Below are 15,631 nucleotides of genomic sequence, written 5' to 3'. Positions count from 1 at the left end.
GCTTCTAATTATGTAGAAGTGGAACCACATGATTTATACTAATCTTCATTCGTTTTTAAATAAGGATCTATACTCGGTAGGAATACCCTATATATATCAGTATTTTTTTTGTTTGTTGATGTGGCAAAGCCTTTACTTGAATAAAACCATTCATTAATTGTTGTATTTGAGTCTTTAATAATTATTTTTGCTTCAAATGTAGGTCTACGCTTTGTAAAGATACGACCTTTTTTAGATAAATTCATTTCTAATTTTTGTATAATCGAAGGATCAACGAGCTCTTTTATTTCCTTTCCTTTTAGGTTGTATATGGTCACTGTTTTAGTCGACGCATTAACAACGGAATGTGTTGATTGACACGCTGTTATTAGGATTGAAAAACATAAAAGAGGGGTTAGTTTCCAATATTTTTTTTTCATCATTCACCTTGTTCTATCTTAATCAAGGCACTGCAAAGAGACAGTACCTTGGCTTTTTTGCCGTTATTTGTTACGTCTAAATAATGTAAGTAAGCCGAGAGTTAGTATACTAAATATCCCAAAGCTGCCTCCACTCGTGTGTTCTTCTTGCTTTCCTGGGTGTGGTGGTATCGTATTGATACTATTAACGTTGACTGTCATACGCTTAGTTGATGTTGAATTTTGTGGATCTGATACCTTTATCTCAAATATGAGTTCAGTAGAAGTCGACACGTCAGGAGCAATAAAATTGGTTTTGGCTTTGTCTGCATTTATCAGCACAACATCGGGACCTGAAATCTTTTTCCACTTAAACGTTAGTGCACCATGTTCAGGGTCAGTGCTATTACTTGCATCTAATACAACATTTTCTCTTTCGTGGGTTGAAATGTTTAGATTAGGGATATTTACCACAGGTGGTTGATTTACTTCAATAAGCTTAGGCATGACGTTGACTGTCATACGCTTAGTTGATGTTGAATTCTGTGGATCTGATACCTTTATCTCAAATATGAGTTCAGTAGAAGTCGACACGTCAGGAGCAATAAAATTGGTTTTGGCTTTGTCTGCATTTATCAGCACAACATCGGGACCTGAAATCTTTTTCCACTTAAACGTTAGTGCACCATGTTCAGGGTCAGTGCTATTACTTGCATCTAATACAACATTTTCTCTTTCGTGGGTTGAAATGTTTAGATTAGGGATATTTACCACAGGTGGTTGATTTACTTCAATAAGCTTAGGCATGACGTTGACTGTCATACGCTCAGTTGATGTTGAATTTTGTGGATCTGATACCTTTATCTCAAATATGAGTTCAGTAGAAGTCGACACGTCAGGAGCAATAAAATTGGTTTTGGCTTTGTCTGCATTTATCAGCACAACATCGGGACCTGAAATTTGTGTCCAATTGAATGTTAGTACACCATGTTCAGGGTCAGTGCTATTACTTGCATCTAATACAACATTTTCACTTTCTCGGGTAGAAATGTTGAGATTCGGAATATTTATCACAGGTGGTTGGTTTGGTGGCGTCTTACAGTCAAAAGCGCTTGAAATGATCTTCCAACTGATTAATTTACCTGTGCTTATTGCTAAATCATCAATAGTATTTAATGTCCAAGTACCGTTTGTGTTTTCCCCTTGAAATACAGAGAGACTTTCAAATGGTGTTAGTGTTAACGGGTAATTACCTTGTATATTATCACTGGTATCACGATAGTCACTGGCTTTCAACTTAACTTGGGTACCATGAGGAGAAGTTAAGAGTAGTGTTATATCCCCTGAATAAGGATGAGATATGTTAACCTCTACTGAGATGGCACTATTTGGTGCACTATTTGTTAACGTTAGTTGATCATTGATACCTGAATTATCATTATCTGGTATGGCTTTATTGGGGGTTGATTGTTGGGAAACAAGCTTTCCAGGTTTTCCTGTAGGAATCAAGAAACTAAAATTATGGGTCCTTGGACTATTGTTATATTGATATTGGGCAGACAGTGTAAGTGGTATTTCTGCACCGCAAATATGGTTATGTGGAATTGTAAATTGATAATTTTTTAGGTTATTATCTATAGAGTTAGCGATTAAGTCAGGGTAACGGCTTGAAGGTTGATTAATATCTATATTTGATGAACTAGATAATGAGCCAATTATACCAGATAGTGTAGCAGGTGACTTATTATTCAATGGAATTTTTATATTAACTGTTTCACCTGGTTCGGCAGTTACATCGTTACCTGCACTGAGGATTATAACGGGTTTAGCCTTCATGGCTTCAAGTATATTTACTTGGCTGAAGTGTTTAAAGAAAACCCTCGCGTGCGGCTTAGAAGGGAAGAGTTTTTGAGCTGTGCTTACGATTGAGTTCGCTAGATCTGGCATCGTTAAACCCTGGCCCAATCCAAATTGTGATTCTAATATAATAGTATCAATTTCGGCTCTGGGGATCCCGAGATCTAATAGTTCTAAGTGAGCTTGTGTAAGCGGTGTAGACCATAGTTCATCACCGTTTTGTCCATTTACTCTGGTATGGGCTGGATAAGTTTTTGTTGGGTCGTAACGAAATGTGGTTCTGTCTGATCGACGTCCGCCCCATGATATCCCATCCCATGAGAACACTTTTCCAGGTTGAAAAGTACGCCCGTTAGTCGTTGAATAACGGTAAGAGGTCGCCCAGTAATCACCAAATCCCTCACCCATTGCACCAGTATCACCGCCAGACCATTGATCATTTATAGAATTATTAATGGCATGTCCATATTCATGAAGAATAACATCACTATCTTCATTATCATCAACGCCACCATGGCCAAATGATAAATGATTTGTTCTTGGAGAGAAGTAAGAATTGTCTGCTCCTTTGGCACCGTCTGTATCAACAGCAATCGCATTGAACTGTATACCTTTTTCTCCTGAATATCCTAAGCTTTGAATATAACGTTGGCTTTGATCTATGTGATAGTAGGTCATCGCATCATTAAAAGCATTATCACCTCGTTTGGCTGTCCAGCTTCCATTTTCTGTTGTACTTGGTTCTGTGTTTGGAGCATCCCTGTCTACGATTTTAACCCATGGTCCACTTAGGTGATAGCGCCCATCAATTAAGCTTATTTCGTTAAGCTGCCTTGTTACATAAACGGACGAGAATCTATTTTCCGAAGAATAATCTCTAATCGTATCATCTTTTAAATCTATAACTGGATTAGAGGAGAATACTAAAGCTTGGGCATTTATAGATGTTGATATTGCATTATAAGCGTTAGATTTATTATTCTGATGTAGTTCCGTTAACGCGTCATCTAATGCTTTATGCTGCTTATTTATTGGAAATGGAGACCATTTCCCATTATTTGAATTTGAGTTGGCATTTTTATTAATAGGTAGATCAATACGCGTAACATTTATAACGCTATTGTCTCTTGCGTTAATATTAAATTCCCAATCTCCTTGTGGATTTGAGATCGAGATATTCACTTTATAAGAAAGCTGAAAGGTTGTTCCCATATTTAAATATGTTAATTGGGATGTTGGCTTGATATGTAAAATTCCAGATGCTTGTAGAAACTCCCACGCCGTTTTTATTGCCATATCAGCACTTATATTCTTCTTACTATGAATACTGCTGTTTTTAAAGACTGGATAAGTATTATTGTAGACACGAGTAATTTTATTATTGTTATTAACGGATACAATTATTGTGCTATTTTCAACTGGGATGCCTTTTACAAACTGTTTAAAGTAAAAATGCTTAGATATTAGGCTTGATTTGGTTGAGGTTAATTTCAAGCTATTAATGATTGATTCAATCTGGTATCGCTTTTTATTATCCTTGAGATATTGGAACGCTATATCCTGCTGATGTATTGGTAAACCATTTGTATAGGCTGATTTATTTGTTTGCTGTATTGGATTAACGTCTAATTTGACAGAACTACGAAAGTCATTATGTGTCGTATTGGTTGCAAGTTCAGCATAGGAAGGTACTGATAATATTAACGAGAGCGCTGTTGCTATAACCGTTTTTTTTTTGGATAAATCCATTTTATCTCCAAGTAATCTGTGAGTTGTTTTTATTATTGTTATGATTCTTAGCTATATTTCGCGAGAGAGCGTACGAGAAGTACTTATTTGAGATAAACTCTATTTTACGAGCTTTCGATTACGAAGATATCAATTATTTCATAGGGAAATTACACTTAAAACTATTATATTTCAACCCTGTTATGTATTTAGTTCTTGTTTTATCACAATATTTAATCATCGAGTATCCTACATATCTTATTTTTATCATGATAGCTTTTAAGCAAAGAACAAATATCAAAGCAGTCATTAATATATTGTGAGCTACGGCAGGATCAGGGATAACTGTTGTGAATGCGACAACATGAACTGCCGCATTCATTTTTCACTCGATATTGAACTTATATTTCTAAGATGCTTTTTCTGCGGTCTTTTCTAACGCCAAGATAAGTATAATAGCTGCAAGCATCGCCACGATAGCATACGCTAATAATGCTGGCTGGCCTGTCACTTGCTCGAAGCTAAATGGTGAAAGATTACGTTCTAATAATGGCACTTCAAGGCCACTCGAATTAGTTCGCCACGTTAACGTTTCTTTCCATGGCCATACTTTACCAAGTGTACCAATCATGAGTCCGGTTAAAAACGTTAATGCGATATCGCGGTAGTGTTTTAGTACCCACGTCAGCACGTGCGAAAAAGTCAGGATACCAATGGCACAACCTGCGGCAAACGTACCTAGCGTAACAATGTCGATAGACTTGGCAGCAGCAAGAATTGGTGCATACATACCTAACATCAACAGGATAAAACTACCTGAAATACCCGGTAAGATCATTGCACAGATCGCAATAGATCCTGCAAGTAAGATATTGATCGACGTTGGCTCAAGATTAAGCGGTTGCAGCACGGTAATGCTATAAGCAAAACCAATACCAGTGATGAGAGCTACAAAGCGGCTGACTTTCCAGAATTCGACCTGCTTAAACATGTGGTTTACTGAGATGATGATTAAACCGAAGAAGAAAGACCACAGTGGAATAGGGTGCGTGTTGAGCATCCAAGTTATAACACGCGCTAACGTAAAGATACTCGTTAGGATACCTGCCAGTAACATGATCAAGAATGTACCATTGATGTAATCAAAAGCCGCTTTTAGACCATCCTTTCTGATCATACCGATTAGGCTTGGAGTAATGCGACTAATACTGCCTAACAGAGTATCGTAAATGCCGGTAATGAAGGCAATTGTACCGCCTGACACGCCAGGGACAACGTCTGCTGCGCCCATCGCCATGCCTTTTATAAAGATAGAAACTTTACTCATGATTCTCCGTATAATTTATTGATTAAAGGTCAAATTTAACAGCATTATAAACTGTTTAAGTGAAAAAATGTCATTATCGTAAATACATTTTCCATTTCGTATAAATAGTCTTACAGTCCTCGTTATTTCTTAATCGAAACTTATATAGAAAGCGATATAAGTGTGATCCGTGGCCGGTTTAAGGTGAAGTGATAAAGCGGATTATTTTTGTTGTTACTTTGGTGTTTATTATCAGCGATCACGCTTTTTATCTATGTTTATGCTTAATTGTGATCCGAACTAAATATTTAATATTATTGTATTTTAAATGTCATATTCTTAACTTAACCTCATATTCGCTATAATAACAATCAAAGGATTTGATGTGAATATACTAAAAAATGTAATAACAACAACTTGCCTCACTTGTGTTATGAGTGCGTCTGCACTTGCCGACAGTGATATCTATCTTACTAATAACTCTAACCAAACTATGTCTATTCAAGTTAACCACACCGGTTCAGATTTACTTGAAGAAGGCGCGGAATGGAAACAACATGTACAGACACTTAAACCATGGGAAACTAAAATGGTATTAAGTTTTAATCGCTGGGAAGGGGTTAAGTCTGGTGATACTTATCAGTTCGAAACACTTGTGACTAATGAAAATGGCGAGTCGCTGTCGTTGCTACAACAAGTGAAAGGATATTGGTATAAATCAACACTTGATCATGGTGCAAGTGCCAATGATGTTGCGCTAAATTGGGCGGATGATCGTGATACTTACCGTTACCAGTCGGAATATAACAGTAACAGCAAGAGTACTGAAATCGCGTTTAAAGCGAGTGCGACTGGCCGTTATGATGATATTTATTACAGTATCACACCGCAAAAAATTGATGAACAGCCTGTAGCAGACGCAGATACACTCAAAGTCATGTCATATAACGTCTGGGCTCTGCCTGTGATTGCAAAGCACATCGGTGACCGTTTTCAGGAAATACCGAAGCATTTAAAAGGCTATGATGTACTCATGCTACAGGAAGTATTTGCTTCTGGTCGTGATGCATTTTTGCGTGATCTTGCTAAAGAATACCCGTATCAAACGAAGATGTTAGGTTCTCCTCGGATTAATGTTTACGATGGCGGTGTGACTATTGTGAGCCGCTATCCAATTGTTAATGAAGGGCAATACGTCTATCCCGATTGCTCTGGTACAGACTGCTTTGCCGACAAAGGCGTAAATTATGCTGAAGTGATCAAAAATGGTAAGGCGTACCATGTATTAGCAACGCATACCGCGTCGTTTGATACTGATACCGCACGTGAATACCGTCAACGTCAATTCCGTCAGATGCGCGATTTTGCACAAGCGCAGAATATCCCAGCCACCGATACTGTTGTCTATGGTGGTGATTTTAATGTGAATAAGCTTAAATTCCCAACTGACTATAAACAGATGTTTGCGAACCTTAGCGCTGATGAACCGCAATATGCGGGTTATACAGAGTCAACGTTCGACCCGCGTATTAATGATTATGCAGGAAGCGCACTATCGGGTGGTGAAAATATCGAATATCTTGATTATGTTGTTGTCAGTAATGAGTTTGCTAAGCGAAACGAGAACATAAACACAGTGAAAATACCGCGTACAACGGTTGCTAGTTTATGGAAACATTGGAATTTATCCGATCATTTTCCTGTTAAAGCCGTGATTCGTTAATGCGATTACCATTACTATTAATAAGCGTTGCCTTTATTGGCAGCGTTTATTTCTTCATCACCAATGAAAATGAATTGAATGCAGAGAAACAAGAAAGTGCCATACCCGCATTATCTGAAACCGTTAATTCAACAATACAACCGATAGGCATTGCATCGAATCAAGCTAAAGAACAGATGCAAGTTAATGAAGATATGCCCGAGCCTGATACCTTATTGCAAGATGCACAAGGTCAAACGCTAATGACGGCGATAACGTCATTTTGGCAGCAATGTAGAAGGGAAAATAATTGCGATGAATTATTAGCCAAACAGCAGTTGCTACTTGATGATGATCGTTATCAGTTGTTAGTTAACTTTCCTGTGTACCAACAGGAAGAGCAACGTTTGATGGGGGAATCGTTAATCAGTCAGGATGCAAGTTTGGCGGACAAAATTGCCAATGTTAAAGCGATTAGAGAGCTGGTGTGGGGTAACTATGCAGCGTTGTTATTTCAGCAGCAAGACGCTTATTATGACTACCGTTTATCGTTAGCGGATCCTGATAGTCGATTTAACCAGACTCAGCACTCGGATGATTTTATCAATGAATACAACGCTATGTTGGCAGAGCGGGGTGATGACTTAGATAGCTTTGCGTTAAGTTCTGATACTGCCAAGTATGAAGAGGCGTTGCAGTTAATTCCACCGTCTATGCCTGAAGATGAAACAGCTAGAATTAAGGCTGAACTGGCTTCGCAATATCTTACCGCTAACGAACGACAATCCATTGTTAACCGAGAGCAGCAAGTTGATAAGCAAGAGCAAGAAATAACGGATTACCAGCAAGGATTAAATGAACTTGAGCTAACACTTGTTAATGAACGTGCAACGTCAAAGCAAACAATGAATGATGAAGATTGGCAGGTTTATAAAGCGGAACGTTTATATCAATATCGTCTTAACTTTTTTAGTCTTTAGTTTGTATTAAAAAGCTTAATGAAAAAGTCATGTTTCTTTCATGTTAACGGCGCAGACTATATTAACATCTGGGCTATACCAGATGTCATTTTGTGAAGTTAACAAGGAGATGACCATGCAGAAGACGATGATAATTGCGTTATTAACCGTTGGGGTAGGGATGCAAGTACCCTCTGTGTTAGCGGCCAATAAAGCCGTGTTATTGGGTATTGATGGGGTGCAATGGGAAAAAGTACAAGCTTTAAATACCCCAAACTTTGATCGCTTAACTATCAACAAAGCGTATACGGGTGGCATGAAAGGTTATGACAATGAGCAGTTAACATCAAGTGGACCTGGCTGGGCGACAATTTTAACGGGTGTTTGGGTTAATAAACATAACGTTGATACTAACAGTGCTGGTTTGGCTAATGCCGATTTCCCCAGTATTTTTAAACGTATTAATGATGCAAACCCGATATTAACTCAAGCGTCATTAGTGCATTGGTCTCCGATTAATACGCAGTTTTTCACTCAAGATATTACTAATGTTGAGCGGGTTGAAAGTGGCATCAGTGATGCGGATGTAACGTCTGCGACAATGAGTGAAATAAATAAAGGTACTGATTTTGTATTTGCACACTTAGATGATCCTGACCATCATGGGCACAGTACGTGTTTTGGTAGCGCTTATAACAAAAGTATTATTACTGCTGATCAGCAATTGGGTGAAATCCTAGACGCAATTGAAGCGGCTGAAAAACAAAGTGGCGATAATTGGCTGCTAATGGTAACGACAGATCATGGTCGTGACAGCTTAGGTTGTGGTCATGGCGCGCAGAAGCTGAATCAAAAAACCATCTTTATCGGCAGTAATGAACCAGTTAATGCTGAGCTGACCGAGAAATCGGTTGGTGCAAATAATGATTTTTCAGGACTTTATGGTTACGCGGCACAAACGTCGATTGTACCGACTTTATTAACCCACTTGGGAATTAAGGTTGAGCAAGAATGGAAACTGGATGGTCCATCACTTATCGGTGAGTTAGGTGTTCGCAAATTAGTGGCAAGTACTGATGGTTATTTACAATGGATAAACGAGAGTGACGATGATATTCGCATTTATCGTAATGATATTTTGGTTGATGTCTTGCCTGCGCAAAATAATTCGTGGCAAGACAATGCGAATACTCGGTTGGGTACAGTAGATTATGTTCTTGCGAGTAACGCTAATCCAGTCGCGTTTCGAAATAATGTGATGGATGTTAATGCAGGGCTAAGTTGGAGCTTATCGCGAGGCTATTTCTTCCGCAGTGATACGCAATATGTGCGTTATAACAAAGTATTGGATAAAGCAGAAGACGGTTACCCGCGTGCTGTAAATGAGGGTAATTGGCCTGGTCTTAGTGCTTATAGTGAAAACCTTGTCGCCAGTTTCCATAAAGACAGTGACACAGCTTACTTTTTTACTCACGATGGACAATATTTATCTTACGACCTTAATACAGACTCAGTGAGAGACGGTTATCCGAAAGCGGTTGACGCGACCACATGGTCAGGGCTTGAAGCATATGCTGACAGCATAGTTGCGACATTACGTTGGAAAGGTAATAAAGTTTATTTCTTCCTTGATGACGGAAATTATCTACGTTATGACTTAGTTAACGATAGCGTTGACAGTGGTTACCCAAAACCGATAAATGATTCAACTTGGCCTGGTCTGGGTACTTATGCACAACAGATTACGGCGGCAATTCATTGGGATGATACACGCGCATATTTCTTCTTGGATGGTCAACGTTATATTCGTTACAGTATAACGAGTGATCGTGTTGATAGTGGTTATCCTAAACCGACCAATGATAGTTCATGGCCAGGTCTGTTAGGGATGTAATAGAGTCTAACGTAACAACCAAAACGAGATGCTGTTTTGGTTGTTTTTTTGAATGGATCTTTAAACTAGGTATAGTTTGCTATTTCTTTTAGATGGGAAAGGGTAAAATCTGATAACCGCCTAAGTTTAAAGTCAGATATTTCAAACTTGTCGTCTGTAAACTCTAAGTTCGGTGGTACTGCTATAGTTTTAATGTTTGCCGCTTTTGCCGCGATGATTCCTGTCACTGAATCTTCAAATGCGATACATTTTGAAGGATCAACTTTTAGCTTATTAGCGGTAGACAAATACACAGCTGGATGAGGTTTTCCTTTGGTTTCATGCTCCGAAGAAGAAATAGCTTGAAAGTAGTGAGCAATATCGAGTTTACTTAGCACTACCGATATTAATTTAAAAGGTGCGTTCGTTGAAAGGCCTATTTTTAGATTTTGATTTTGAAATAAATCTAAAATTTCTTTCACGCCCTCCATCGGTTTACCCTTTTCGGAAATCAAAAATTCCACGCGCTCAACAACCTCATTCTCGATTTGCTCTAAGCTTTTACCTGACCAAGGGAAATGACTATACCAAAACTCCGTAACTTCTCGTGTCGTCATTGATGCAGTATAAGCCGATAGTGAATCACAGACTTCAACTCCGACAGAAGAAAAAACTTGCTTCTCTGCTTCTTTCCACATGGGTTCTGAATCAATAAGAACTCCATCCATATCAAATATTACAGCTTGTATCATAGCGATCCATTTAGAGTCCAATAGAGGGGATTTGTAATTGACTTAATTTTATTTACGACACCTTACCAATATAATACTGCAAGTTAAACCCCATCGACGTCTCGATTGATTCTTGCAAATTATATGATATGAAAAATGATTCCTACTCCGCACATAACTAGCGTTATTACACGAAGCCAGAACTGGATATAACCTAGTTAGAATTATGGTACTAGCCGATATGCATATTTGTTATATTTTGTAGGGGATGTGAATAGATCTAGTTCATTCCTATTTACCACCAATTCGTTATGTGTAGTGAGATTAGAGATCTTTAATCAAATTGATACCTTCACAAATCAGATTTGGTGCCAAATGTCGGTGACCACGGGCAGCACAGATCCTACCAACAAAATGGCCATAATCATATTGAACCAGCGCTGATAAACCCTATGGTCTATTTGTGTGGTGTTGGATATCCCTTTTTCACGCCTGATCGAATCACCAAGTCCAAAGACGAAAGTCATTCGCTATGGTGAAGGAGAATCCGTATTTTCTAAGTGTAAAGACTACCAAGCTACTTTACTTTCCTCATGTCCGGCCAATGTAAGTCGTGATATATACTGGATTGAAGTAAGTCGAGGTGAACCTTTCTATTCAAAACCGCACAATTCTGGAGTAATAGAACACGTGATTATAACGAAAGGACGTGCCAGAGTAGGTTTAAAATCAGACTCTTACGTTCTCAGTGAAGGAGACTATATTACCTATCCCGGCGACTTGCCGCATATGTTTGAAGCATTGCAAGAAGGCACATGTGCCATGTTGATTTCGGAACACCGGTGACCAACCAAGTGAGTATTGAACTAACTTACACGTATTTAAAATGCTACATAGGTAGTACTTTTATTCTCGCTATTCAACTTAATCATTCCGATCTTTATAATTGCGTAAACATTGAATTAATGCCATTTTTCATTTTGTAACCTGCAATGTCGATACATTTAAACAGCTTGTTTTAGATAACGTTGAATTGCCTTTTATGACGTATCTAGCACCAGTGATGGATTTTCAGGTGTTAAGGGGGGTCATTATGGCAAGAATAGAAATAACACAATTGTAAAAATACTGCCTGATATAGGTAAAATAAAAATCACTTCATAAAACTTCAGCGATCCTATCGCTAGGCAATAATCCCTAATCTTGTTTAAGGTTGGGGATTATTTGTTATATTAAAGTGCTTACCTTATCAAAGGTGTGCTTATTAATGACCAACCAAACGATGTTCGGTGATCATTATATTTATCTATGTTAAATGCTTCAATCTACTGCGAAGGGACATTTTTTCTAACCAGGTTAAAGGGTGCTGCCATAGATGACTGGCTTTGCGACTAAAAAATTTCATGTGGCCGATCTCACTTAAATTACATGCTTCAGGCGATAAGGTCATTGTTTCTGCGTTCATATTTTTAAAAACGGTCAGCATATCAGCCACATTAGCATCAATGGCGATGTCATCATCGGTGGCATTCACCCATAAGGAAGGCATCGAGAGTGTGTCGTACAGGTGATTATGTATCGACTTACCAAAGGCTGTCTTTACATAACCCTGTCCATTACACCAATGACGCCATTCCTGAGCAACAGCTTTGGGCAAGGGTTCTCCCATGCCAAGCAACTGAGATTTCGTATGACCAAAAAGCAGGTTACTCATTGGGATGAACAGGTTCATAAAGAATTGTGCTTTTAAAGCATAAGGCATTTTCATATTCTTTAAGCGGCCAGAAGAACTGGCAAAGGTGAAGATAGAACTGAGATCTTTTGCGTTATGCATTAACCCGACCAGTTGACCACCGGCGCTGTGGCCAATCAGGTGATAAGGGCTGTTGGGATAGGTTGTTTTGAGAAATTCAAGGACTGCGGGCATATCTTGCTCGCCCCAACACTGCAATGATGCGGTGCTATCACTGACTTTCCCCGATAGCGACTGTCCAATGCCTCGATTATCAAAGGTGATCACAGTATATCCATGCTCGGCTAAAAAACTGGCGAACCCTTTGTAAAACTGTTGTGTTATTCCGGTTGCAGGGCCGATCAATACAGCCGCTTTAACCTCACTTTTGGGCTTGAAAAGTGTGGCTGAAAGTTTGTAACCGTCTTGGCAATAAACATCTACTTCATTTGTTAAAAAATCACTCATTTCAAGTCCATTTGTTAATGTAACATTCTAACAATATTGTACGTAAGGTCATACCAGTTGCAATACTTTATCTGAAAAATAAGGCGATTTGATGTTACAACGCAAGGGAGAAACAGAGGGATATTAGGTTTTTCAATCAATGCATAAGCCTAGGTGCCTACTGAATGCGGGTGGACTCTTTGTCAGCTTTGGCGTGAACTTGGCCAGTACTCGTTGTAATTTTCTCTTTTTTTATTTTTGTTAACTTAAAATTTGTTGAATTCTTTCAGCTATTCACTGAAAGAATTCGATGTTTTTTAAACGTTCACTCCTTTACCACAACTTGAATCGCTATCATATGGGGAGCCCATCCATTAGTAGCGACGATCATATAATCATTCTTTAATTCTTCAATTAATTGGATTTTTTGATAGCCAGCTAGTTTACGATTAGCACTGATATACTCATTATATAAAGGGATCTTGTTGTAATCTTTGATGTACGCTCGATTCTCTGTTTCATTAAAGAGAGTTACTGTATATAGGCCCGGTGCATTTTTATTTATTTCTCCAGTACTTTTAGCCTCAATGATATTTTTCAGCCCTGTCTCCGTAAATATGATATTGGACTCAAAGTTATTCTTCTTTACAAATATTTCAAAATGACGTGTTGCATTGTAAGATCCATCTGAAGAGTGGATGAACATTGCCCCATTAATTGCTGCCTTAGGGCCTGTTTTTAGGCTGACAATAATGGACGTCACCATAATAATGAAACCAAAACAAAAAAATGCAGTTTTAATGTTCATGATATTGAATTTCGTCCTTGATTAACTGAGTTATTAATTCTACATCATCACCACTATTTAACATGAAAATGACATTAATTGGTTTGAGATACTCTTTTAATATAACGAGAGAAAGTGTATTTCCTACGCGCATAATAACCAATCTCATGGGGGGATGCGTTTTCTGTAATTCCTCTATATAGGGAAGTAAGCGTAGTGAAACTATTTCCCCTCGTTCTTTGTTATCCCAAAACATGGTGAGGCTGGCACTATCAGTTATCGTTTCTGGAACTATTATCGATGTGGTATCAGGAGCATTGATGTCATGCTTTCTTATCGATGGATAAATGAAAGCAATAAGCAGACAAATAACACCACTAATAAATTGCCATGAGTGTAGCCAACTATATTTATTGCCTATTGAATGGTTAGCCACATCTCGTTGAGCTGCGTTCGAGGTATCGTGAGTATTCTTTTCTTGTTCACTTGTATCTGGCGATAATATTTTACCCTCAGCCTTTTCCTCGATTGGAGTACTATCAAAAGTAGGTTCATCTATGATCTCAACGACACAGCTGTCTAGCTTATAACCTATTTTGGGGATAGTTTTTAGATGTTTTTGATCTTTACCATTATCGTCAATCACATTGCGTATATTACTAATAGCTTGTGCGACTGAACCTTCTGATACATGTTTTCCAGCCCAAGCATATTCTAATAATTTTTGTTTATGTACAATATTTCCCGAATTTTCACATAATAGAAGCAAGACTAAAAAGTCGTGACTCCCTATGCGTTTTTCTTCATCTGTGATTGTGTTTTTCAACATGGAGTAATCTGAAATAAGAATCCATTGCTTTACTTTATACATAGACACGCCGATATGTTATTTATCATAAAAAAATAGAATTCATAAAAATAGGATTTAATTTTTCATGTGAATTAAGGTGTAGATATAGAGTGGGCATAGATTATTACAGAGAGCGCTAAATTGAAAGCATAAACCCTAAAAATCATGAGTTTGAGAACTTTTTGATAAATTTAAAGTTTAATTAATATGGTTTTGAGATTACATTGGGCCTTGTTGAGTCATCTGTATTGAGACTCGCCCATATAATTTAGGGTATATGCGAGTTAGAGCGGGTTGTAAAGCGCAACACAGTGGTTAGGTAACAACGAACTGACTGATAAATTAGTCAAACATGCGCGCCGTACTTTACTTAAGCAAGCTAACCCAGAAATCACGTTTGGAATACGGTCTGTATTATCTCAAGAAAAATGGCAGTCTAGCGCGTAAAGTTTTTTAAATTAGTGAGCGAATGCCTAGAACAGATAGAACGTAATCAAAGCTATAAGGTGATTAGTACCCGCGTATTTCACTTAGGTATACATAGATTAGCATTATTATTAATGGCCTATAAAGCGAGGTTAATCAGGAACAAGGGGCACTGTATAGCTTTGAATTAACGGTTAATGGATAGGTCAATTATATGTTGATGTAGTATTTTAAAAATTTAATGACCCAAGCGATACTAGTGTCGTTTGGGTCATTAACGGGACCGGGCTGTGAAGAAGGCGGTTGTTACTACTCTCAAGTAAAGTTAGCTGTTTAGCTTAAAAATACACACTGCATTGGTGAGTTTTTTCGATAGAGCAATGAGCTCTGCTGCCTTTTCTTGGTTCGATGAGGAGAGTGCATGAGTTTCTTTCGCTTTGTCATTCACTTCAACAACACTTTGATTAATTTCACCAGCAACAAGCGTTTGCTCCTCAGTAGCAGTGGCAATCAGAGTATTCATGTCCTCTATCTCTGTAATCGAGTTTGATATTTCGGTTAAAGATGCTTGCGCTTTTTGAGCGTTCTGCATTGTGATATCTGAGGCTGCGCGGTTAGTAAGCATCATTTCCATCGAACTGTTTGCTTCTTGCTGTAGTGAGGTGATGACATCTTGAATTTCGCTTGTACTTTGTTGTGTTCGGTTTGCTAAGTTGCGAACCTCATCAGCGACTACCGCAAAACCACGACCTTGCTCTCCTGCGCGTGCAGCTTCGATTGCAGCATTAAGAGCAAGTAGGTTAGTTTGATCGGCAATATCACGGATGACATCAAG

Annotated in this window: 12 protein-coding genes; 4 read left to right on the top strand and 8 right to left on the bottom strand. The window is 38.3% G+C overall.

Features of this window, described 5'->3' with window-relative positions:
• Positions 1–38 precede the first annotated feature (38 nt).
• From AKG98_RS14470 to AKG98_RS14460, 3 genes are all read right to left on the bottom strand, one after another.
• Complete coding sequence (locus tag AKG98_RS14470; protein ID WP_198155538.1) at positions 39–422, bottom strand: hypothetical protein; 384 nt, start codon at positions 420–422, stop codon at positions 39–41.
• A gap of 60 nt (positions 423–482) precedes the next feature.
• Entirely contained in the window at positions 483–4,004 is a 3,522-nt protein-coding gene (locus tag AKG98_RS14465) for a proprotein convertase P-domain-containing protein (protein WP_067047148.1), read from the bottom strand.
• Between the two features lie 388 nt (positions 4,005–4,392).
• The gene (locus tag AKG98_RS14460; protein ID WP_067047145.1) at positions 4,393–5,310 is read right to left on the bottom strand and encodes a DUF368 domain-containing protein; all 918 of its coding nucleotides are present in this window, start codon (positions 5,308–5,310) and stop codon (positions 4,393–4,395) included.
• 364 nt (positions 5,311–5,674) lie between these two features.
• On the opposite strand from AKG98_RS14460, the gene AKG98_RS14455 reads away from it, so the two are divergent.
• The 3 genes from AKG98_RS14455 to AKG98_RS14445 all read left to right on the top strand — a co-directional run bounded on the left by AKG98_RS14455 (position 5,675) and on the right by AKG98_RS14445 (position 9,844).
• Positions 5,675–7,012 carry a sphingomyelin phosphodiesterase gene (locus AKG98_RS14455; RefSeq protein ID WP_228140312.1) on the top strand — a complete coding sequence of 446 codons (1,338 nt, stop codon included), beginning with the start codon at positions 5,675–5,677 and terminating at the stop codon, positions 7,010–7,012.
• The gene (locus AKG98_RS14450; protein ID WP_067047141.1) at positions 7,012–7,971 is read left to right on the top strand and encodes a chromosome segregation ATPase; all 960 of its coding nucleotides are present in this window, start codon (positions 7,012–7,014) and stop codon (positions 7,969–7,971) included. Before AKG98_RS14455 ends, AKG98_RS14450 begins: the two co-directional genes overlap by 1 nt.
• Positions 7,972–8,086: 115 nt before the next feature.
• Entirely contained in the window at positions 8,087–9,844 is a 1,758-nt protein-coding gene (locus AKG98_RS14445) for a hemopexin repeat-containing protein (protein ID WP_067047138.1), read from the top strand.
• 65 nt (positions 9,845–9,909) lie between these two features.
• On the opposite strand, the gene hxpB is transcribed toward AKG98_RS14445, so the two are convergent.
• Positions 9,910–10,575, bottom strand: coding sequence for a hexitol phosphatase HxpB (gene hxpB / locus AKG98_RS14440; protein ID WP_067047135.1), 666 nt, complete (start codon positions 10,573–10,575; stop codon positions 9,910–9,912).
• A gap of 444 nt (positions 10,576–11,019) precedes the next feature.
• On the opposite strand from hxpB, the gene AKG98_RS23010 reads away from it, so the two are divergent.
• Positions 11,020–11,400 (top strand): cupin domain-containing protein, encoded by a 381-nt coding sequence (locus tag AKG98_RS23010; protein WP_369814930.1) that lies wholly within the window; start codon positions 11,020–11,022, stop codon positions 11,398–11,400.
• Between the two features lie 460 nt (positions 11,401–11,860).
• Here the strand turns inward: AKG98_RS23010 and AKG98_RS14430 are convergent, their stop codons facing one another.
• From AKG98_RS14430 to AKG98_RS14415, 4 genes are all read right to left on the bottom strand, one after another.
• Entirely contained in the window at positions 11,861–12,754 is an 894-nt protein-coding gene (locus AKG98_RS14430) for an alpha/beta fold hydrolase (protein WP_067047132.1), read from the bottom strand.
• A gap of 304 nt (positions 12,755–13,058) precedes the next feature.
• A complete protein-coding gene (locus AKG98_RS14425) occupies positions 13,059–13,541 on the bottom strand; it encodes a hypothetical protein (protein ID WP_067047129.1) in 483 nt (160 codons plus the stop codon).
• Complete coding sequence (locus AKG98_RS14420) at positions 13,531–14,391, bottom strand: transcriptional regulator (RefSeq protein WP_067047126.1); 861 nt, start codon at positions 14,389–14,391, stop codon at positions 13,531–13,533. The genes AKG98_RS14425 and AKG98_RS14420 overlap by 11 nt, the downstream gene beginning before the upstream one ends.
• A gap of 730 nt (positions 14,392–15,121) precedes the next feature.
• On the bottom strand, positions 15,122–15,631 hold a 510-nt coding region (locus AKG98_RS14415), incomplete at its 5' end, for a methyl-accepting chemotaxis protein (RefSeq protein WP_304438688.1).

The sequence above is a fragment of the Moritella sp. JT01 genome, from assembly GCF_001574435.1.
Taxonomy (GTDB): domain Bacteria; phylum Pseudomonadota; class Gammaproteobacteria; order Enterobacterales; family Moritellaceae; genus Moritella.
This window is presented reverse-complemented; position numbering and strand designations above follow the sequence as displayed.

Coding starts and splice junctions, on each gene's coding strand:
- AKG98_RS14445 (WP_067047138.1), top strand. CDS start 8,087: ATGCAGAAGACGATGATAATTGCGTTATTAACCGTTGGGGTAGGGATG.
- AKG98_RS14465 (WP_067047148.1), bottom strand. CDS start 4,004: ATGGATTTATCCAAAAAAAAAACGGTTATAGCAACAGCGCTCTCGTTA.
- hxpB (WP_067047135.1), bottom strand. CDS start 10,575: ATGATACAAGCTGTAATATTTGATATGGATGGAGTTCTTATTGATTCA.
- AKG98_RS14420 (WP_067047126.1), bottom strand. CDS start 14,391: ATGTATAAAGTAAAGCAATGGATTCTTATTTCAGATTACTCCATGTTG.
- AKG98_RS14460 (WP_067047145.1), bottom strand. CDS start 5,310: ATGAGTAAAGTTTCTATCTTTATAAAAGGCATGGCGATGGGCGCAGCA.
- AKG98_RS14470 (WP_198155538.1), bottom strand. CDS start 422: ATGATGAAAAAAAAATATTGGAAACTAACCCCTCTTTTATGTTTTTCA.
- AKG98_RS14450 (WP_067047141.1), top strand. CDS start 7,012: ATGCGATTACCATTACTATTAATAAGCGTTGCCTTTATTGGCAGCGTT.
- AKG98_RS14425 (WP_067047129.1), bottom strand. CDS start 13,541: ATGAACATTAAAACTGCATTTTTTTGTTTTGGTTTCATTATTATGGTG.
- AKG98_RS14430 (WP_067047132.1), bottom strand. CDS start 12,754: ATGAGTGATTTTTTAACAAATGAAGTAGATGTTTATTGCCAAGACGGT.